The organism is Clostridium carboxidivorans P7, assembly GCF_001038625.1.
Lineage (GTDB): Bacteria > Bacillota > Clostridia > Clostridiales > Clostridiaceae > Clostridium_AM > Clostridium_AM carboxidivorans.
Genome location: NZ_CP011803.1, coordinates 2,150,287 through 2,170,498, shown reverse-complemented (window position 1 = coordinate 2,170,498; position 20,212 = coordinate 2,150,287). Strand labels below are relative to the sequence as shown.

The 20,212-nt window shown below is 29.5% G+C and carries 23 protein-coding genes and 2 pseudogenes; 17 read left to right on the top strand and 8 right to left on the bottom strand.

Annotated elements, in window-relative coordinates; translation table 11 throughout:
- The first annotated feature begins 123 nt into the window (after positions 1–123).
- The 4 genes from Ccar_RS09350 to Ccar_RS09335 all read left to right on the top strand — a co-directional run bounded on the left by Ccar_RS09350 (position 124) and on the right by Ccar_RS09335 (position 2,748).
- Positions 124–930, top strand: a complete 807-nt coding sequence (locus Ccar_RS09350; RefSeq protein WP_007060334.1) for a DUF2262 domain-containing protein — start codon at positions 124–126, stop codon at positions 928–930.
- Between the two features lie 70 nt (positions 931–1,000).
- Positions 1,001–1,507 (top strand): endonuclease V, encoded by a 507-nt coding sequence (locus tag Ccar_RS09345; RefSeq protein ID WP_007060335.1) that lies wholly within the window; start codon positions 1,001–1,003, stop codon positions 1,505–1,507.
- A 15-nt stretch (positions 1,508–1,522) separates the two neighbouring features.
- A complete protein-coding gene (locus Ccar_RS09340) occupies positions 1,523–2,104 on the top strand; it encodes a hypothetical protein (RefSeq protein WP_007060336.1) in 582 nt (193 codons plus the stop codon).
- Between the two features lie 248 nt (positions 2,105–2,352).
- On the top strand, positions 2,353–2,748 hold the full coding sequence (locus Ccar_RS09335) for a hypothetical protein (RefSeq protein WP_007064630.1): 396 nt from the start codon (positions 2,353–2,355) through the stop codon (positions 2,746–2,748).
- 132 nt (positions 2,749–2,880) lie between these two features.
- Here Ccar_RS09335 and Ccar_RS09330 read toward each other — a convergent pair whose 3' ends face one another.
- A complete protein-coding gene (locus Ccar_RS09330; protein ID WP_007060338.1) occupies positions 2,881–3,915 on the bottom strand; it encodes an alpha/beta hydrolase in 1,035 nt (344 codons plus the stop codon).
- Positions 3,916–4,087: 172 nt separating this feature from the next.
- Here Ccar_RS09330 and Ccar_RS09325 point away from each other — a divergent pair, with 172 nt between their 5' ends.
- Positions 4,088–4,783: a manganese catalase family protein gene (locus tag Ccar_RS09325; protein ID WP_007060339.1), complete on the top strand. Its 696-nt coding sequence runs from the start codon at positions 4,088–4,090 to the stop codon at positions 4,781–4,783.
- Between the two features lie 130 nt (positions 4,784–4,913).
- Here the strand turns inward: Ccar_RS09325 and Ccar_RS09320 are convergent, their stop codons facing one another.
- Positions 4,914–5,342 carry a DUF2935 domain-containing protein gene (locus Ccar_RS09320; RefSeq protein ID WP_007060340.1) on the bottom strand — a complete coding sequence of 143 codons (429 nt, stop codon included), beginning with the start codon at positions 5,340–5,342 and terminating at the stop codon, positions 4,914–4,916.
- Positions 5,343–5,482: 140 nt separating this feature from the next.
- Here Ccar_RS09320 and Ccar_RS09315 point away from each other — a divergent pair, with 140 nt between their 5' ends.
- Both Ccar_RS09315 and Ccar_RS09310 read left to right on the top strand, forming a co-directional pair.
- Positions 5,483–5,950 (top strand): DUF3189 family protein, encoded by a 468-nt coding sequence (locus tag Ccar_RS09315; RefSeq protein WP_007060341.1) that lies wholly within the window; start codon positions 5,483–5,485, stop codon positions 5,948–5,950.
- Positions 5,951–6,028: 78 nt separating this feature from the next.
- Positions 6,029–6,670, top strand: a complete 642-nt coding sequence (locus Ccar_RS09310; RefSeq protein ID WP_007064631.1) for a DUF2238 domain-containing protein — start codon at positions 6,029–6,031, stop codon at positions 6,668–6,670.
- A gap of 114 nt (positions 6,671–6,784) precedes the next feature.
- Here Ccar_RS09310 and Ccar_RS09305 read toward each other — a convergent pair.
- A pseudogene (locus tag Ccar_RS09305) lies at positions 6,785–7,180 on the bottom strand (manganese catalase family protein); the annotation flags it as partial.
- Positions 7,181–7,208: 28 nt separating this feature from the next.
- Positions 7,209–8,798 (bottom strand): recombinase family protein, encoded by a 1,590-nt coding sequence (locus Ccar_RS09300; protein WP_007064632.1) that lies wholly within the window; start codon positions 8,796–8,798, stop codon positions 7,209–7,211.
- Between the two features lie 300 nt (positions 8,799–9,098).
- Here Ccar_RS09300 and Ccar_RS09295 point away from each other — a divergent pair, with 300 nt between their 5' ends.
- The 3 genes from Ccar_RS09295 to Ccar_RS09285 all read left to right on the top strand — a co-directional run bounded on the left by Ccar_RS09295 (position 9,099) and on the right by Ccar_RS09285 (position 10,600).
- Positions 9,099–9,854, top strand: a complete 756-nt coding sequence (locus Ccar_RS09295) for a hypothetical protein (protein ID WP_007064633.1) — start codon at positions 9,099–9,101, stop codon at positions 9,852–9,854.
- 48 nt (positions 9,855–9,902) lie between these two features.
- Entirely contained in the window at positions 9,903–10,319 is a 417-nt protein-coding gene (locus tag Ccar_RS09290) for a hypothetical protein (protein WP_007060349.1), read from the top strand.
- A 95-nt stretch (positions 10,320–10,414) separates the two neighbouring features.
- A complete protein-coding gene (locus Ccar_RS09285; protein WP_007060350.1) occupies positions 10,415–10,600 on the top strand; it encodes a hypothetical protein in 186 nt (61 codons plus the stop codon).
- A 148-nt stretch (positions 10,601–10,748) separates the two neighbouring features.
- Here Ccar_RS09285 and Ccar_RS09280 read toward each other — a convergent pair.
- Both Ccar_RS09280 and Ccar_RS27360 read right to left on the bottom strand, forming a co-directional pair.
- Positions 10,749–10,943 (bottom strand): annotated as a pseudogene (locus Ccar_RS09280) (manganese catalase family protein); the annotation flags it as partial.
- 3 nt (positions 10,944–10,946) lie between these two features.
- On the bottom strand, positions 10,947–11,489 hold the full coding sequence (locus Ccar_RS27360; protein ID WP_007064635.1) for a spore coat protein CotJB: 543 nt from the start codon (positions 11,487–11,489) through the stop codon (positions 10,947–10,949).
- 205 nt (positions 11,490–11,694) lie between these two features.
- Here Ccar_RS27360 and Ccar_RS09265 point away from each other — a divergent pair, with 205 nt between their 5' ends.
- Positions 11,695–12,261: a hypothetical protein gene (locus Ccar_RS09265; RefSeq protein ID WP_007060354.1), complete on the top strand. Its 567-nt coding sequence runs from the start codon at positions 11,695–11,697 to the stop codon at positions 12,259–12,261.
- A gap of 140 nt (positions 12,262–12,401) precedes the next feature.
- On the top strand, positions 12,402–12,533 hold the full coding sequence (locus tag Ccar_RS27550) for a hypothetical protein (RefSeq protein ID WP_007060355.1): 132 nt from the start codon (positions 12,402–12,404) through the stop codon (positions 12,531–12,533).
- A gap of 83 nt (positions 12,534–12,616) precedes the next feature.
- Here Ccar_RS27550 and Ccar_RS09260 read toward each other — a convergent pair whose 3' ends face one another.
- Positions 12,617–13,057 carry a nucleoside triphosphate pyrophosphohydrolase family protein gene (locus Ccar_RS09260; protein WP_007060356.1) on the bottom strand — a complete coding sequence of 147 codons (441 nt, stop codon included), beginning with the start codon at positions 13,055–13,057 and terminating at the stop codon, positions 12,617–12,619.
- A 212-nt stretch (positions 13,058–13,269) separates the two neighbouring features.
- Between Ccar_RS09260 and Ccar_RS09255 the strand changes: the two genes are divergently transcribed.
- Complete coding sequence (locus tag Ccar_RS09255; RefSeq protein ID WP_007060357.1) at positions 13,270–13,737, top strand: hypothetical protein; 468 nt, start codon at positions 13,270–13,272, stop codon at positions 13,735–13,737.
- 113 nt (positions 13,738–13,850) lie between these two features.
- On the opposite strand, the gene Ccar_RS09250 is transcribed toward Ccar_RS09255, so the two are convergent.
- The gene (locus Ccar_RS09250; RefSeq protein WP_007060358.1) at positions 13,851–14,666 is read right to left on the bottom strand and encodes a MerR family transcriptional regulator; all 816 of its coding nucleotides are present in this window, start codon (positions 14,664–14,666) and stop codon (positions 13,851–13,853) included.
- Between the two features lie 189 nt (positions 14,667–14,855).
- Between Ccar_RS09250 and Ccar_RS09245 the strand changes: the two genes are divergently transcribed.
- From Ccar_RS09245 to Ccar_RS09230, 4 genes are all read left to right on the top strand, one after another.
- Positions 14,856–15,056, top strand: a complete 201-nt coding sequence (locus Ccar_RS09245) for an alpha/beta-type small acid-soluble spore protein (protein WP_007060359.1) — start codon at positions 14,856–14,858, stop codon at positions 15,054–15,056.
- Between the two features lie 379 nt (positions 15,057–15,435).
- On the top strand, positions 15,436–17,541 hold the full coding sequence (locus Ccar_RS09240; RefSeq protein ID WP_007064636.1) for a HAMP domain-containing methyl-accepting chemotaxis protein: 2,106 nt from the start codon (positions 15,436–15,438) through the stop codon (positions 17,539–17,541).
- 345 nt (positions 17,542–17,886) lie between these two features.
- The gene (locus tag Ccar_RS09235; protein WP_007060361.1) at positions 17,887–18,873 is read left to right on the top strand and encodes an endonuclease/exonuclease/phosphatase family protein; all 987 of its coding nucleotides are present in this window, start codon (positions 17,887–17,889) and stop codon (positions 18,871–18,873) included.
- A gap of 272 nt (positions 18,874–19,145) precedes the next feature.
- Positions 19,146–20,201 (top strand): C40 family peptidase, encoded by a 1,056-nt coding sequence (locus Ccar_RS09230; RefSeq protein WP_007060362.1) that lies wholly within the window; start codon positions 19,146–19,148, stop codon positions 20,199–20,201.
- The last annotated feature ends 11 nt before the right edge of the window (positions 20,202–20,212 follow it).

The following is a 20,212-nucleotide window of genomic DNA, read 5'->3' as shown; positions in this document are numbered from 1 at the left end:
TTGCGGTTCATTATGGATCAATTTCAAAAATTCAATTTGTCATATGTCCCTAAGAAGTACAGGATCATTAATGTTTGGTGGGATTGATAGAAAAAGCAGCGTTAGCTAAAATAGGAGGAAGTTATGAGTAAAAAAAACAGCGAACTAAAAAGCTTTGAAAATAGATTTTCAGAGGAGATATTTGAGGTGGCTGCTGTAACAGCTTCTTTAGGAGTTGGTGCAGGCAAGGCAGGAGGAGAAGAGTTATGGGAAGCTTCCATAGATCTTATTGTTTGGAAAGATTTAAACAGCAGTGAACCATTAGTAAAAAAGGAAGTAAGACTAGCCTGGCTTACTGATGATAAAGGTTTAAAGGAATGGCAAAAGACTATTAAGGAAAGTTCTATAATTAAAATTAAACTTAAAAAAGGAGAAAGATCCTTTATGTTGGTGGAGCTTATAGATGCAGATTACAAGGATGAAGAACTTAAAAACATACTGTTGGAAGACCTAAAACCAGTATTTTATGAAGATGAGCTCCTTGGAAAATTTAAATTAGATAAGGGCATTAAGCTTTTTGAGACTGATATCACTTGGGCAGGAGAAAAAGGACGATTATATTTTGATCTAGATGAGGAAGAAACAATGAAAGCTTCTCTCAAGACTGCATATGAGCTTTTCAAAAATCAAAAGCACTGGAGTGATAAAATTAAAGCATATGCCGCAAGTGAGCTTTTAGATCTTGCCAATGATTGGATTGACGAAGAAGATGATATTGACGAGATCACAGAAGAAATGTTTATTGAATCCATAGAGCTAGATACCATAAGCGTTTATCCTAAAGGTGAGTTTGAGATTTTCTTCTTTGATGGAGGCTTGTTTGCAGGACACTGCATCATAGTCAGTGGAAATATAAGCGGAAGTTTAGATTCAGCAGAAATTGCGGGATAATAGGATAAATTGAAAGCGGCAGTTGGATATCCTAGATATGAAATATATAAATTTTAGGAGGATAAGAGTAATGAAAAGTGTAATTGCAGCATGTTTTGATGTTTATTATTATGAAAATTATGCAAAAGCTAGCTGCGTTGTTTTTCAAAAAGATGAAGAGGAACGTATTCTAGCTGAGTACAATGTACTAATTGATGAGATAAATGAGTATATTCCAGGACAATTTTATAAAAGAGAACTGCCATGTATATTAAAACTTTTGGATAAGGTAAAAGAAAATTTAGATTTTATTATTGTCGATAGTTTTGTTTGGCTTAATGATAGTAAAAAAGGATTAGGTGGATATCTATATGAAGCTTTAAATTGTAAAACACCTGTTATTGGAGTAGCAAAAACATTTTTTAAGGATAGTACAAATTATTTAGAAGTATATCGTGGAAATAGTAATAAACCTTTGTATGTTAGTGCTGCTAACTTGGATTTAAATTATGCTGCACAATTTATAAAAGAACTAAATGGTGAATATAGGATGCCGCAAGTATTAAAAAGAGTTGATCAATTATCTAGGGAAGCATAAAGGGAGAAACTACATATGGCGAAGAAAACATTTAATGATGAAGTATATGGAAAAATTACATATAAAGAAGACTATTGGTTGTTAAAGGATAGAGTAACATTTAAGATAAATAATAAAGAAAACATTGCTAAGGCAGAGATAGATGTTTATAATTCAATTTATGAAAATTTTAATATGGAACTAATGAGTGAAGGGTTAATGAAGTTCCATAGGGAAAATCCAGAGCTTCTTAGAGCTGATGAAGCGGAAAAAATAAAAAGTGATCAAAAATCATTGTATAAAAAATATCTAATAGATAATATTGATAAAACTTGCTACAACATAGAAGAAGCAGCATTGTGTAAAAGAGAAGAAATGCTGGAGGATGAAACTGAAAAGACTTTTTCTGAAATAGTAGGTAAGGAAAAAGCAAAAAGAGTTTTTCAAGCTAGAACAAGAGAAGAAAAGTTAGCTTCATTGGAGTTAAAAAGATTGAGAGTGTTTAAGGACTCAATTGAAATTGAATGTAAATGTGATTGGTTTAGTCCATCAGGAGGATTTGTTATTTTTAGGGATGGTAGTATTGAAATGTTTTATATTGATTCCATGAGTATTTAGATATTCCTGATTATAGGAGAATTTCTGTTTTATATAAGGGAATTCAAGAATAAGTATTATTATTTTTATAAAATATGAATTTTAACTTCTTGTAAAATTTGCAATTGAGATTTTATACCTGTGCTAATTTATGAATATATAAATAATATATGGGTAATATAATGTTGGAATTAAGGATTGAGTTTCCTTGGTTTACCAAAGAGCTTTTGTTTAAAAATATATATATTAACGGAAGGGGTAAAATTATTATGAATAACAATCAAGGCGATTTACAAGAAGCAAAAGAACTAAATAAAAAATCCAGAGCAAATTCAACTAGTGGAGCAATGAGTAGTTCAGTAAGCGGCGGAATGACTAGTGGACTAAATGATGCTGGAACGCAGGAAGCAAGTGCATTAAATGCACAGTCTAGAGCAAATTCATCTGCAGGATCAATGAATAGCTCAGTAAGCAGTGGAATGACTAGTGGAATGAATGATGCTGATTTACAGGAAGCAAGAGCATTAAATCAACAATCTAGAGCAAATTTATCTGGTGGAGCAATGAGTAGTTCAGTAAATAGCGGAATGAACAGCGGAATTAATGCTGATGATTTACAAGAAGCAAGACAACTAAATGAAAAATCCAGACAAAATAAAAAATAAGAATTTATGATAATAACTTAGGCATATATAAGGAAAATAATAAACCAAGTATGCTTAAATCCATACTTTGTTTAAAAAGTAATACCATATGTAGATTTACAAAAATTAAATCTACATATGGTATTTTTATAGTTATGGCTTGGTAATTTTAAATTCTTTTTGTAGATATAATGAAATTTGATTTATTGCTCCATCTGCTTTGCTTGTAATTTTATCCATTGTAATAAATCCATGAGAAACACCCTTATATTCAGTGATAGTTACATTATTTCCTGCTTCTTTTAATTTGTTTCCATAAGATTCTCCTTCATCCCTTAAAGGATCAACTTCTGCTGTTATTATAAGAGTATCAGGTAATTTTTTTAAATCTTTAGATAAAAGAGGAGAAGCATAAGCATTTTTTCTGTCTTCTTTTTTAGGAATATAGAGTGATATATACTTTTCCATATCATTTACTGAAAGATTAATAGTATTAGAAAATTGTGACCAAGAGTTACTATTTAGTTCAAATATGTTTGTGGAGGGATATATTAACACCTGACAAGTTATAGGAGGACCGTTTTTATCTCTTGCCATTAAAGAAACTACAGTAGAAAGATTTCCACCTGCACTGTCTCCTGCAACAGCTATATGATTTTTATCTCCATTTATACTTTCTGCATTTTTATAAGTCCAATTGAGTATGGTGTATACATCGTCCACTGCAATAGGAAATGGATTTTCTGGAGCAAGATGATAGCCTACAGAGATCACTATTGCCTTGGAATTTTGAGAAAGCTTTCTGCAAACAGCATCATGGGTATCAAGGTCTCCTCCAATCCAAAAGCCACCATGTGAATAAATAACTATTGGAAGTTTATTGTTACTATTAGGTGTATATATACGTATTGATATCTTCTTAGAGTTTTCTGAAACAGTAACATTTTTAATGTTGGAAAATGGTATGGGTTTTTTGGACCATATAATGGATTGAGTATTTAAAGCTTCCCTAATTTGTTTTATAGAGTTATTATCAATTGACTTAGGATTAAGTAGTTTATTTAATCTTAAATTTATTGAAAGATATGTATCAAGTTTACCAACACTTGTTTTAACTAAGCTCTTAATACCTAAAAAGATTGCTATGATAAATAAAATAACGGATATTGTTTTAATACTTTTTTTCATTATATTTACACCTCCAACAATTATATTATAAAGCTAGATTCATGTGTGTATTTTTTGCTGAATCTATTTTAATATACCTAAAATTACCGAAAAATTTTCATTTGCAGTATGCATTTAATATATCCATTTATGAAATATTATATTTAGAATACAAAAAGGAGATGTGATCTAAATGTTTAAACATGAAAAGCAATTGCTTAAGGATGTTAAGGTAGAAAGACCCAATCCTCAATATGCGGTATTAATGCAAGAACAACTTGGTGGCGGTAATGGAGAACTTAAAGCTGCTATGCAATATATATCTCAGAGTTTTAGGATAAAGGATCCTGCAATTAAAGATTTATTTTTAGATATAGGTTCAGAAGAATTGAGCCATATGGAAATGGTAGCGCAAACTATCAATTTGCTAAATGGTCATGCAGTGGATTTTAATACTGTAACTAGCGGAGAAATTGAAACACATGTTCTTGGAGGGTTATCACCAGTGTTAACTAATTCTTCTGGAGAACCATGGACAGCAAACTATGTAACAGTAACTGGTGATTTGGTAGCAGATTTACTTTCTAATATTGCTTCAGAACAAAGAGCAAAGGTTGTATACGAATATCTTTATCGTCAAGTTAATGATAAATATGTTAGAGAAACTATAAACTTTTTATTAGAAAGAGAAGAAGCACACAATGCGTTATTTAGAGAAGCTCTTAATAATGTTAAAGATACTGGATCAAATAAGAACTTTGGAGTTACAGAGGACTCAAAATTGTACTTTGATTTATCAACACCAGGTAGATTCTATCAAAATCCTAATCCTACAGAACCAAGCTTTGCAAATCCTAGAAAAGAATCTGAATTGGCAGGAAAGCATTAATTGAAGGATTAGGTTAAAATATATTCTTAACCTAAAAAGCTATGAAATATTTAAATATTTCATAGCTTTCATTATTTATTGTTTTAAGTATGAAGTTTAAAGTTATAGTAAGTATTATTGATTAAGATCATTATCGTATCTGCTGTCTTAAGTTTGTAAATAGCTCAAGCATAAAATTTTGTTCATCAATGATATGTTTAACTAATTCCTGCCAAGCAGCATTTCCTCGTCCATATCTCAGCAATTGTGGATAAAATGACAAAGCATGTTTGTCATGAAGTATAAATTCATCAATTAGTCTTCTTACATTGGCAATATTTCTAGCATATAGGGCAGGATTGGAATTTACAATTCTCTTTAAGTACATTACATCATTATGCAATTTTGAAAACATCATGTGGATATTGGTAAGGTTATCTATTACAGGTTTTGGAAGATTAATACCAGAAAGTTTAGCTACTCTTTTAAAAAAGTTTGGATGATCCTCTGAAATGTGTGTCCACAATTGAAGTTCGTTAAAAACACAAGTAAATTGATTTACATGAGTATAACAATACATAGGTTACCTCCTGAAAAATATACACAATATATAGTATGCAGTTTTTATAAATATTGTTACATTGAATCTTAATTATATTTTTTATAATATAGACCATACTATAAACGTGCTTACAAAAGTTTAGGGAGGTATAAAATAGTATGATAGTGGTATATCATGATGTTGGAGGAGCTCATTCTACAGCAGTTGCAGCTAATATACACATTAACAACTTACCAGTTAATAGAGTGCCTAGTGAATCTGAGCTGCTTAATTTGCCAACCTTTGATAAAATAGAAAAGGACCAAATTGGAAGATTAATATATATTGGTAAAGACGAATTTAATGCAGAAGTATATACTTTGGCTAGAAAATATAAACCTGATTTAGTAATACCTGCTATTAGTGATATGTATTCTATTTTACATGGAAACAATAAGGGGATTTTTATTGCTGATACAAAGCCAGCAGTTAATTTGCTTATGGATATAGGAGGATATACTTCAAGAAGACTCCACTTAGTAAGCATTGGAAGACCTATTGTAACAAAAGGAACTCAGCAGGCTTATATGGATATAGTTAATATAGTTAAAGGCGTAAAAGATAATATGAAAAAGTTTATAAAGTGAATGTATTTGTTTTTTATAAATTACATATTAGAAAATTATTTAAGTTTTATAATGGAAATATAATTGGAGTGAATGGCTATGACTAAAGTGAAAAAAGATAGTAAACCTAAAAAACTGCATTTAATTTTGTTAATATTATTTGTTTTATGTTCTATTATATCGGCCATTCATCCTAAAAATTATTCTGCATGGTTTTTTGAGTTTTTACCTGCTTTTATAGGATTTATAATACTTATATTTACTTATAATAAATTTAAATTTACAGACTTTGTTTATGAACTCATTTTAATCTTAACAATAATAATGCTGATTGGAGCACATTATAAATACAGTGGTGTACCTATATTTAATTCAATAAAACAAGCATATAATTTAAAAAGAAATTATTACGATAGATTTGGACATTTTATGCAGGGCTTTATACCAGCTTTTATTATTAGAGAATTATTAATAAGAAAGATAAAGTTAAAAAAAGGGATAATATTATCTATAATTGTTGTTTGTATTTGTTTAGCAATAAGTGGTTTTTATGAAATATTAGAAGGTGCAGCATGTATTGTATATAAAAGAGCCCCAGAGGATTTATTGGAGTATCAAGGAGATAAATTGGATACTCAATGGGATATGTTTTGTGCATTAATAGGATCTATATTAATGGTAACTAAGTTTTATAAAATTCATGATACAAATATAAATAATTTAGAAAATCACAAAAAATAGTATTTATTATTTATTCAAATTCCGCACATATAAAGTTTGAACTTAGTAATATGCTGTACTAAGTGAAAAATTTGTATGTGCGAAATTTGAGTTATTTACAAGCAGTTAATAGGTCTATTTTATATTAGGCATTATAAATAAATGAGGTTCTTGTAAGCGTTCTTGAACAATTCTAAGAGCTTCACCAAATCTTTGATAGTGAACAACTTCTCTTTCTCTTAAGAATTTTAAAGGATCTATAACATCAGGATCGTCAGCCATATTTATTAGATATTCATAAGTAGCTCTTGCTTTTTGTTCAGCAGCTAAATCTTCAGTGAGATCTACAATAGGATCACCTTTTGATTGAATATATGAGGCATTAAATGGAACACCTGAACCACTTGAAGGGTAAATACCTTTTCCGTGATCTGCATAGTAAGCACCCATTCCTGCTTTTTCAATTTCTTCAATACTTGCACCTTTCATTAGCTGATGAACTATAGAACCTACCATTTCTAAATGTGCTAATTCTTCTGTGCCTCAATGTTGTAAGTTATCAAGATCTTGTAGGGAGTTTAGGATATAAAATAAGTTCAAAGTCATCTGGATTGTTATGCCAGCGTCCATTTACCTTTTTTATATAAACAGCTTTAAGAATTAGTTCTCTTAAAAGCTCATTTTTTAGGGATGGATCTTCTGTAATTGTATACAATTCAAGTATTTTTTCAGCCTTAGGAATAGTTACTTTTTCATTTTTTAATATTTCAAAATGCAAATCATCAATAAGAGCTTTCATAGTTTTTTCAGTTGTATTAATTTTGTTATTAATAATTTTGGAACGTTTAATAAACATGTCTGTTGAATATATGCCTTGTTCCAGTAAGTTGTGTATATTATTCAATTGTTTATTTAAAATTTTTAATTCTTCATCTAAATTTTTAATAGCTTTCTTTTTTATATTTAATTGCACATCTTCATTGGGTGTTTCATCATTTTTCAATTTCCAATGAAGTTTATAATCTTTTAGCCAATTTTTAAGAGCTTTTAGCAATCTTTCCTCAACATAAGATAGTTGCGAACTTATATTAGAACATGCTGTATTTGGACATAATAGGATTTCTGGCTGCTTTCTTTTTATATATGGCCTGCGTATCATTTTACGTCCGCAAATGCCGCATATAATTAAACCAGAAAGAGGGTTCTTTATTTGTCGTTTTTTTGGACAATGATTTGACGAGTTATTTGCAAGAAGTTCTTGTGCAAGATTAAAAGTATCAGTGTCAATTATAGCTTCATGCAGGCCATCAGCAAGGAGCCAATCATTAGGATTTGCTCTAGGACGCTGCTTTTTAACATAACCTTCAACTATTTTCTTCTTTTCAGGGCGGCAGTTCCATCGAATTTTACCTATGTAAACAGGATTGTGTAATATTCCTTGAATAGAAGAGTTAACCCATACATCACACTTCATTGGGGGGATTTTAAGGTTATTTAATTTTTTAGCTATAAGTGATATTCCTAATTTTTTAAATTCTCCATTTTGTTGTTTTTCACCTTTTACATACAGTTCAAATATTAATTTTACTATGTCAGCTTGTTCTGCATTTATTTCCAGAGTATATCCTTTTCCTTCTTTAATTTTTTTCTTAGTATATCCATAAGGAGGTTTTGTTCCTAGAAATTTACCTTCCTTTACAGATTGAATTCTTCCACGCTGCAATCTTCTATTTATGGTTTTATATTCTCTACGGCTCATAAATAACCCAAATTCAAAATATTCTTCATCATATTCATTATTTGGATCATATATTTTCATTGGTGTTATAATTTTAGTATTTGAATATTTAAAGGTTTGAGCAACTATACCTTGATCCATAGTGTCACCACGAGCCAAACGTTCCACTTCCATAACAAGAACTCCATCCCAGAAATTTTCTCCAATTTCTAAAAGAAGATGCTGCATAACAGGTCTAGCAGCAATAGTTTCTCCTGAAACAATTTCTTTGTATATTTTAGTTATATTAAGCTTTAGCTTTTGAGCTAAAGATAACAAAGTTTCTTGATGCCTAGAAAGAGTTTCACCTTCACCTCTAGATTCTGCTTCCATGTCTGCTCTAGATTTTCTTAAATATAAACAATATGGCATGAAAAAATCCACCTTTCATTTCTTGCACAAATTATCTTATATAATAATCATATTTTGTATAGCTGCTAAATAGATTATTTTTTTAAAATAGATGTTATAATTTTTGAATTACTTAAAATCTAAAAAGGTTAGTAGATGAATAAAAAATCTACATAGAAAAAATAGTAAATATATGGTAAAATATTATTTACAAGATTAACTTATTGTATTCAATGCTATAAGTTAATTTTTGTATCTGGTATAGTAATAAATCAAAATTTTTTATTTGAAGATGAGGTGAATGAAAGAGGGAGATATATTATGTTTGTAGGATTTAAACTAAACGTTGATGGAAATTTATTTAATGACCATGATATTTATTGTTATAATACTGGCAAAAAATCCTTTGATATAAATAGAAAAAAGGTTGAAAAAAGCTTAGATAATTTTATTTTAAAAGATGGTTCTTTGGATGGTTCCAATATTCAATCAGATTGGTTTCCGCAAATTGATGCAGATATTTTTATTTCTCACTTATATAAGGATAAGGATATGGCAATTGCTTTATCGGGATGGCTAAGTAGAAACTTTCAACTAAATGCATTTGTAGACTCTTGTGTATGGGGCTATTGTGAAGATTTACTTGAGGAAATAGATAATAAATACTGTTTAACAGATGATGGAGATTATGATTATGTAAAAAGAAATTATTCTACTAGTCATGTTCATATGATGTTATGTACTGCTTTGGCTATGATGATGGATAAAGCGGAGTGTTTATTTTTTCTTAATACTCCAAATTTAATTAAAGCTTCGGATATAATAAAAAAAACTCAATCACCATGGATATACATGGAGATTGCAGCAGCAAAATTAATTAGAAAAACACCTAGGGAGATATTTGTAAGTAAACAAAATTTTAATGTTAATTATAACTTAGATATGGAACATTTATATGAAATTAACCATCAGGATTTAGAAAAATGGAGAATTAAATGTTTTAAGTATGGGAAAGAGTTAGATAAATTTGAAAAGTTGGATGAATTGTATAAAATTAAAAACATAATACTAACCTAATAAGTTTAGTAAATATAATATAAAAAATAATTATGGAGGCATATAAAAATGTCTGAAAAGAAAATCAAGCATTTGGAAATGATTGAAACAGACATAACGCGTATGGCATCTAACTCATTTAAATTGAAAAGCTGGTCAGTGACACTAGTAACTGGAGTTTTTGCATTATCAGTAAAGGATAGTAAACTGGTATATCCATTTATAGCATATATACCAGTTGTTTTTTTCTGGATACTAGACACATACTATTTAAAATTAGAACGCCAATATAGAAATTTATTTGATGATGTTCGTAAAAGAGATGAAAATGATATTGATTTTTCAATGAAGATATTATCGAAGCACAATACGAAAAAGACAACATTTAAAAACTGCTTTTTTTCACCTACAGAAGTGTGGTTTTATTTTCCATGCGCAGTATTTGTTACAGCCGTGGTTATTCTATTAATAGTACTAGGAAAATAAGAGATGAAAAAGAGATGCTTTGAATATGAAATCACATATGACTTATAAGATTCATAAATTAATAAGTACAGTATTGTATTTTTAAGGTGATTTAAATGTATTCAAAGGATTGTCATAAAAATATCGTGAAGGAATATAAAATTGGAAATACAACTATAAAAATATGTGATGAAGCATATAAGGATAAGACCTCAGAAGATATAAGTAAGATACTTGAAAGAGTGACGCTTATTGGATGGAAGTGTATAAGATCTGCAAGAACACTTGGAAAGGATATTTAAAAAATCATAAGGTAAAAGATAAGTATACTAAAGATTTTAGTTTAAATGAAAAATATTTAAATATATTAATATAATAAGAAAGCTAAGTGCTTTAATATTTCATGTTGTAAATTGAGAAATATAATAACTTATAACATTATGGTACTTATTCTTCTGTTCCTATGTCATTTAAAGTTGCTATGGCTTGAGGAGTTATCATAGTAAACCTTTGGCTTAAATATCTTAATGATGCAGCTAATTCACCATCAGGCCCGCCATATTGAGTTATAATAGTTTTTGCCATATTAGGATTAGGATTTTTTATTTTTATAGGATATTCTAAGAATTTTTCGTATGTCCACATAGGCTACATCCCCTCCCCATTAAGTTCAAAGTTAGCATCATATTCCCATGGCCAAGGTTCATTTATCCACTGCCATGGATTTGGACTAGAAGAGCCATGCTCAGTTAACATACCATAATGCATTTCATATTTTTCTGTTAATTTTTTGCATTGAGTTACATAAAAATTATATTTTGCCAAAGCATTTCCATCCATAGGGTGGGTATTAAGATATAAAGAAAGATCTTCTTTCATAAAATTGGTGGCAGTAATTTTTTTTAAAAGCTCCATTCTGCTTATTTTATCTTCTGGGTTCCATTTATCACGCAGGTTATCAAAAGAATTATATCTTTTTTCCATTTTGTTATATGGACTGAAGAGTTCTGGGAAGACAGTTCCTTTCATTAGAGATTCAATAGGAGGAAAAATAGTACAAAGTATCTGATAAGGAACGTATGCAGCTGCTAATCTAACATTTTTTATTATGGTTTCTTGTGGAATGCAATTCATCATTGGTGGATGATTTGCATTTAACATGTTATTTGCTGGGGTTCTTAGATATGCCATAGTTGTACTTTAACTCCTTATTTATTATTCATACAGTTATAAAATATTCTAATTATTATGTAATTGATACAAAAATTTAAAAATAAATGATATAGCACTATTGTGTTACTAATATAAATTTATTTTAAAAAATGTAATTAAATAGTCACAATTTAAAAATTTCTTAATATAATAGTTAATGAAGAAACTTTACTGGAGGTAAAATATGGAAGAAAAGAATTCCGACACTAGAGAAGTTAATGAGAGTGAAGATTTCGAAAGGGAGTGTTCATGCTCAGGTTCAGCTATGTGCAATTGTCCAATGATGCAAGGTTATATGCCAATGTATTCCAATCCGATGTATTCTAATCCAATGATGGGCATGAATCCAATGATGGGAGAAAACCCAATGATGGGTATGAATCCAATGATGGGACAAAACCCAATGATGGGACAAAACCCAATGATGGGAGTAAATCCTGCTATGCAAGGTACAGCTCCAATGCAGGAAAATGCTATGATGCAGCAAACTCTTCCACAAGCTGGAATGCAGAAGGGAGAAGAAGGCGAGCAGCCAACTTTTAGTATGTTCGATGATCTTTATAGACCTGCACATGGAGGAATGCATGGTGGTGGTATGCATCATGGGGGAATGCATCATGGAGGATTCCATCACGGAGGATTTGGAGGATTTGGTGGATTTTATCCATATTATAACTTCTACAGTTATCCATATTACTATCCATATTATTATCCTTATTCATATTATCCATATTATCCATGGATGTATTAATCCATTACAGATAGCGTTTGGAAAAGGCTGGCAGGAAACTAAAGCTGCTAGCTTTTACTTTTTATAAGAATTGTAGACTAGCAATATGAGATAAATAATTTTTTGTGTGTTGAACATAATAATCAATAGAGGTGATAAGTGTGGTAAATAAGCGTAAGACAAAGAGTAATCAGTATGCAAAATTAGGAATAAGAAAAAATTCAAATGGAGATTTTGAATACATTAATCCGGAAGATAAAAATAGATCAAAATATAAAGAAATTAAGAAGTAAATTAAAACCAGCTTACATTTTTATAAGCTGGTTGCAATCTATATTTTTGCAGCAATTATTTTAGTTTTTATGTACTAAGATAATTATTTTTGAAAGTCAGTTATTACATTAGCAAGAGCTTCTGCTCTATTTTTGTCTAATCCAAATTTTTTTATTAAAGTATCCACTATCTTTTTTTTCTTGGATGGATCAAGTAAATCTTTAGGATCAATATGTAATCCTTGCAATATAGCCTTCATTAAATGTTTTCCAATTCCAAAAAAATTAGCCAATCTTTCTACATCATCATCAGCTCTTTGATTCATTTCTTCTTCTAATTTTTCACTAAAATTTTCGTCTAGCTCTTGAGCAGAAGAATTTGATGTAATTGTTGAGTTTTGTTTTATTGAATCGGCAATTTTATCAGTGACAATTTTATTGAAAATACTACCAAAGGAGTCCCCTTTTAAGCTTTTAGCAGCATTTGATATTTTTCTTTTATTAATTGAATTACTTTTAGATAGAATTTCTGCACAATTATTCATATATAAACCTCCAATTTTTAAGAATTATTTACATTATTTTCTCTATGTGTAATTTATTATAACATTAAATGTAAAGTAACTCAACTTTTGCATAATTTTTAAACTGCAAATGTTAGGTAAAGTAAGTTTGCTGTTTATTTGTATAATAATGAAGGATTATATGTAAGTTTGTAGAATATTTATTAATGTAGCTTAGAAGAGAGGGAATACATATGAAGAAAAAAATAATTAAATATTTAACTGGATTGGTAACTATGGCATCTTTATTATTTTGCTTTTCTGCATGTTCTAGTAATAAAAATGCTTCTCAGCAAAAGGCGAGTACATCAAAAACTGAAACACAAAAGTCAGATGAAGGAAAGTCAACTACAACAAAAACAGACAATCAGAAATCAGATACTTCAAAAGTAAATACATCAAATACAGGAACACAGAACGTGGGAACATCAAAAAGCAATAATTCAAAAACTGATGTACAAAGTACAAATACATCAAAAACGAATACACAAAAAACAGAGGAATCAAAAACAAGTACACCAAATACAAATAAGCAAAATGCAGATAAGTCTGATAAAGTAGAAAGTAAGACTTCAGGTACGGATAATAAAAGCAGTTCCAGCAAACTTACAATTACAGGTCCTAAAGAACCTACACAACCTAAAGAACCTGTAAGTCCATAATTTTTACAAACATGTATATAAAATAGATGGGTTTGCTGCATAAAAAAAGGATATTTCAATACTTGTATGTCAATTAGTTAGTGTAGTAGCCCATTTATAGAGAGAACTTTTATTTATTTTTGTTTAATTGGAAAATATACTTCAGTTATAAATTCATCAGGACTGCATTTGGAATCTGGACCCTTAATATATTTATCATAAGGAGCACCAATTATTTCATAATTATTTTTTTCAATCCAATCAGTAAGTTCTGCATAGGCTTCTCCAATTTCACTGTAGGCACCTATAAAGGTAGTATGGACATGTAAGCCTCCTTTTAAAACTCTTGTTTTTATGAAATTTGTTTCAAGTTTCCTATCTACAGGTATGCAAACTTCTATATCTGCATTATTTTCATCAAAATCTTCATCATAATAAACAGTCATTATATTTCCACAAACTTTTAGGTTATTTTGATATATATTTTCAAAAATCTTCCCAATCAAGTTTGCTATATTATCCATTGAAATTCTATCTCTTAAGCTTAAAATTAATTTGTCATTTAAATTATCCATTGAAATTTTGAAACTCCTTTTAGAAGCCATTATATCATCACCTTTCTTCAAACTTTTTACGCAAGTTTCCAATTCAAATAAAATATTATTGTTTTGATGTATTTCATTTGTAATATAATCTACTTGTTTTTGTAGTAATTTTTTTAAAGTTTCATTACTTTTATCTTCAATAATTTGTTTTATTTCCTCTAAGGAAAATTTGTATATTTTAAGCTTATTTATCTTTAGAATATCTTTAACTTGGCATCTTTCATAATATCTATATTGATTTTCAGGATTTACAAAGCTAGGCTTTATCAATCCAATTTTATCATAATGCCTTAGCATTTTTGTTGAAACCTTTCCAATTTTCGAAAATTGTCCTATTGTATACATTTGAAACCTCCTAAATTTTTAATTTCCTTCGAAGTGATTAACTATATTTTAAACTTTACCATAATGGCAAAGTCAATATGTTTTTTACATAAAAAATTAAAATTTTAAGCAAATATTTTAGATTAATTTTTTATAAAACTACATAAAATAAAATGTCAATAAAGTTAAAGTACAAAGGAGGAGTTATTTATGTCAAATAAACCTTTAGTTCCAGAGGCACAAAGTAAGCTTGATAAATTAAAAATGGAAACTGCAAATGAATTAGGTGTTAATTTAAATAAAAAGTATGTAGCAGATTTAAAAACTAAGGAAATTGGTGCTATGGCTGGACCTACAGGAGGAAACATGGTAAAAAAAATGGTTGAAGCTTACGAAAATAAATTAAAATAGTAGAAAAGTCTGTATCTTTTTAGGTACAGACTTTTTTTAGTTTTTGATTATATAAAAGATTACAAATGAAATAGATTTTATGGATATACTATGATAATTATATATGAAATAATAGCACAATTAAAAGAATATATATTAATTGATAATATTATGTCGGAAAAAATATAATAAATTTATACTTTATTATAGGATATAGACTTATTTTGAGAAAAAGAGAAGAATAATTATAAAATTTAATCAAAATTCGTTGAAATGTGAAAATATTTATAGTATGCTATTTGTAAGAATTTCAAATGAAAGGAAAAATTTCGAAGATAATTTTCAGAAAAGTGAATTAATTGCGAAAAAACAAAAATTAATATTTAAGGGGGGACAAATTATGAAATGGTACTATAACATGAAAATTAGTTCAAAACTAATATTAGGATTTATTACAGTTGCAATATTAGCGGGTTTCATAGGAGTAATTGGTATTTTTAGCATTCAATCAACTCAAAAAACTTCTCAGCATATCATGACCAATTATGGTAATTCACAAGGACAGTTGGGATTTATAGTTGAAGCATTTCAACAATCTAGAGCCGCCGTAAGGGATTTAATAATAGAAACTGATCCTAATAATTATAAAACCTATCAGGATACACTATCCAATAATGATGTAACAATATCAAAAAATTTAACAGAGTTTAAAAAAACTGTACAAAATCAAACAGAACTTGAAGACTATAATAAATTGGAAAAGGCTATAAATGATTACAAGGCTGTTAGGGATAAGGTTGCATCATTAGCTATTGAAAACAAAAAATCAGAAGCATATGAACTTTTAAAGAAATCTGCAGTTCCAATTGGGGCCATAGCTTCAGCTAATATTGATGAGAGTATAAAACAGAATTTAACTACTGGAGGAGAATTAAACAACAAAGCTCAAAGTTCAGCAAATAAAACCATATTAATACTTATCATTATAGCAGTAGTTGCAGTAGTTGCATCAATATTACTTGGATATTATATATCAAATATAATAAGTAAACCTATTAAAAAATTACTTAAATCAGCAGATAACATTTCGGAAGGCAATTTAAATATTGATATAGACATAGATTCTAAGGATGAAGTTGGAAATTTAGCACAATCATTTAAAAAAATGATTATGGTTATAAAGTCATTAGTAAGTGATACTAATATGTTAGTAGATGCAGCAGTTGAAGGTAAGCTGGATGTGAGGGCAGATGCAGATAAGCATAGTGGGGATTATAAAAAGATAGTTGAAGGAGTAAATAAAACATTAGATGAAGTAATAAGACCTGTGAAGGAGTCAGCAGAAGTATTAAATGAAATGTCAAATGGTAATTTAAAGGTACGTGTTAAAGGAGATTATAAAGGAGAACATGCTAAGATTAAAAATGCATTAAATGATACTATAGATTCATTATATTCTTATATAACTGAAATTTCAGGGGTTTTAGAAGAAATGTCCAATTCAAATCTCCAATTGTCAATCAATAATGAATATAAAGGGGATTTTAGCAGAATTAAAGATGCATTAAATCTTATAATCCAATCCTTTAATGAAGTATTTACAGAAATAAATCGTGCTGCAGATCAAGTTTCTGGAGGTTCAAATCAGGTTTCAGATGGCAGCCAAGCTCTTTCACAAGGTGCTACAGAACAGGCAAGTGCCATAGAAGAATTGAGCGTCTCTATTACAGAAGTGGCAACTCAAACTAAGGAAAATGCAGCTAATGCTACTCAGGCTAGTGAGCTTGCAAACAGCGTTAAAGATGGAGCTGTACTGGGAAATTCTCATATGAAGGATATGCTTAAATCCATGGAAGAAATTAATGAAGCATCTTCTAATATTTCTAAAATAATTAAGGTTATTGATGATATTGCATTTCAAACTAATATATTAGCTTTAAATGCAGCAGTTGAAGCAGCAAGGGCAGGACAACATGGTAAAGGTTTTGCAGTAGTAGCAGAAGAAGTGAGAAATCTTGCCGCAAGAAGTGCTAGTGCAGCTAAGCAAACTACGGATTTAATTGAAGGTTCTATTAAAAAAGTAGAAGCTGGAACAAAAATTGCCAATAACACTGCTAAATCTCTTGATGAAATGGTAGTGAGAGTATCTAAGGCATCAACTTTAGTTGGGGAAATAGCAGCAGCTTCAAATGAACAGGCAACAGCAATATCTCAAATAAACAAAGGCATAGAGCAGGTTTCAAGTGTTGTGCAGACTAATTCAGCAACTGCAGAAGAAAGTGCAGCAGCTAGTGAAGAACTTTCAAGTCAAGCATTGATGCTCAAAAGTATGGTAGGAAAGTTTAAATTAAAAGGAGGCAGCTTATTAGCCGATAACAGAATAGTATCATCAAATCATGAAAATAGGAAACAATTTAGAGATAATTCTTTAGCTTACAATGAGGCAGCTGTATCTACAAATAAGCCTAGAATATCTTTAAGTGATGCAGAGTTTGGAAAGTACTAAAAAGTTTTGTATAAACAACAAGAATTGAAAAGCATAGGGAGAAGTTGATTATTTTACTTTTCCCTATGTTAAATTTATGAAATATTTTAAAAATATACAGTATATTTAAATGACATGTCTCAAAATGCCTAAAAGGTAAACTAGAAATAATAATTTTTCCAAAATAAAGTATAAGGTTGTGGATAAAGCTGTGGATTATGTGGATAAAAATGTAAATTATGGATTTAAATGAGATAGTTTTGAATTATATGGAGATAAGTAATAAATTTAAGTAAGCATTGAAAACTCACAAAAACACTATAAGGACATATACTAAATTATGATTGTAAAAAAGAAGGGGATAGATTGAAAAGAACAGGAAATGTTAAGCTTTCTGTTATGACATGGAATATTTATTTAGGTGCAGAATTAACGCCAGTGTTTACTGCCTGCTCAGCTGAGCAAATTCCAGAACTTGCAACCCAAGTATTTCGCCAGTTTCTTGCAACTAATTTTCCAGAACGTGCTAAAGTTATAGCTAATCAAATTGATTTAAAAAAACCAGATATTATTGGATTACAAGAGGCAGTGATATGGAAACTTATTTCACCTGATTCTCATATGGTTTCATATGATTTTGTAAATATACTTATCCATGAATTAAGATATAGAGGATTAAAATATGAAGTAGCAGCAGTAAATCAAAATGCTCAAGCTGCACTGCCAAGTAGCACTGGTAATACTATAAGTTTAAGTGATAGGGATGTTATTTTAATTCGTGACAGGGATGATATGAAAGTTATAAAAAAGCAAGAGGCCAATTTTAAAAATAATTTTCAGATTAACATTTCTAAACAAACATTTACAACTTTACGAGGATGGTCTGCTCTTGATGTTTGTTTCCAAGAGAATGTGTTTCGAATAGTTAACACTCATCTTGACACAGATTCACTTGAAGTACAAGCGGCTCAAGCAAATGAATTATTAGATGGACCAGGAAAAACAGAACTTCCACTTATATTTATAGGTGATTTTAATTCTAATGCAAATGAGAATGAAACAACCTATGCAAATTTAATTGCTGCAGGCTTTAAGGATAGTTGGATTGAAGCAGGTAAGAATAAAGGATTTACTTGTTGTCAGGACAGTGATTTGCTAAATGCAGAATCCAGTTTAAATGAAAGAATTGACTTTATCTTATTGAAAAATAAGAAATATTGGGGTGCAGTTAAAGCTGAAGCTATAGGACAATCCCAATTGGATAGAACCAAAACAAGATTATGGCCTTCTGATCATGCAGGGGTATTTGTAAAACTAAAATTAAAAAATTGTAAAACGAATATGCAAGAATAATAGTAAATATTAAAAGCACTTTATTATTCTATAAATAGAATTTTGGGTATTATTTCAATATAACCACTGCATAAGTCATTTTGAGATAATACCTAATGTATCATTTTTTACGTTAATTTTACAGTTTATCCAAATAGAAATTAGTTAATAACATATTATCTTCATAAAATCTTCATAAGAAAAGTGTATGATGTAAACTAGTTGCAGTATTCTTCAAAAGTAATAAAGTAGAATTTGGTTGATGAGGATTTATTTAAGTTAGGAGTGATATGTTGAATAAGATATTGAAAAAGATTATAGCAGCGGGTGTATTAACATTGATAACTAGTAGTCCAGTAATGGCAGAACCTTCTTCAACTAATGGAAGTAATTCTAAACAACAAGTTGAAAGTATAGAAATGAACATTGAAAAATTAGATAACCAAATAGAAGAAACTATGAATAAAGTAGATAAAAGCAGCAAGGAAATATTAGAAGTTCAAAATGACATAAAGAATGTATCTACTGAACTTGATAAATCTAAGAATGATATGAAAAATTCACAAGATTTATTTAATAAAAGAATGAGAGCAATTTACATAAGTGGTTCTAATGGATATGTTGATATGCTTATAGAAGCCAATAGCTTTGGAGATTTTCTATCAAGAGTTGATACAGTTAAAAGGATTATTAATTTTGATAATAGGATTATATCAGAATATAAGGTGAAGCAAGCTGACATTGCTAAAAAGAAGGACAAGCTAACTGATGAAAACAATAGGTTGTTGGCTTTAAAATCTGATAATGAGAAAAAATTAAATCAACTTAATTCAGATAAAATTAATCAGAAAAAATTACTTGAAGAAGCCAAAGAACAAGAAAAGCTATATGCTGCTGCTGAGCAGGCACAAGTGAGTACTGCAGTGGAACAAGTGTCAGATATAAGAAGCGCAGCTCCAAGGCTATCTAGAGGAACAACAACTACGACTAGTGCTAGCAGTAATAATATTATTGCATATGCTTCCAATTTCCTAGGTACACCATATGTTTGGGGTGGAACTTCTCCAAATCCTGGATTTGATTGTTCTGGTTTTACTCAATATGTGTATGCACATTTTGGAGTATCTTTAGGAAGAACAACCTATGATCAAATAAATGATGGTAGTGAGGTATCTAGAGATCAATTGCAGCCAGGAGATTTAGTATTCTTTGGTACCAGAAGCAACCCTCATCATATGGGTATTTATGTGGGTAATGGTGCCTATATACACGCACCTCATACAGGAGATGTGATTAAGATATCACCAATGAGTAGAAACGATTATGTAACAGCTAGAAGAGTAAATTAGGTTAATAAAAA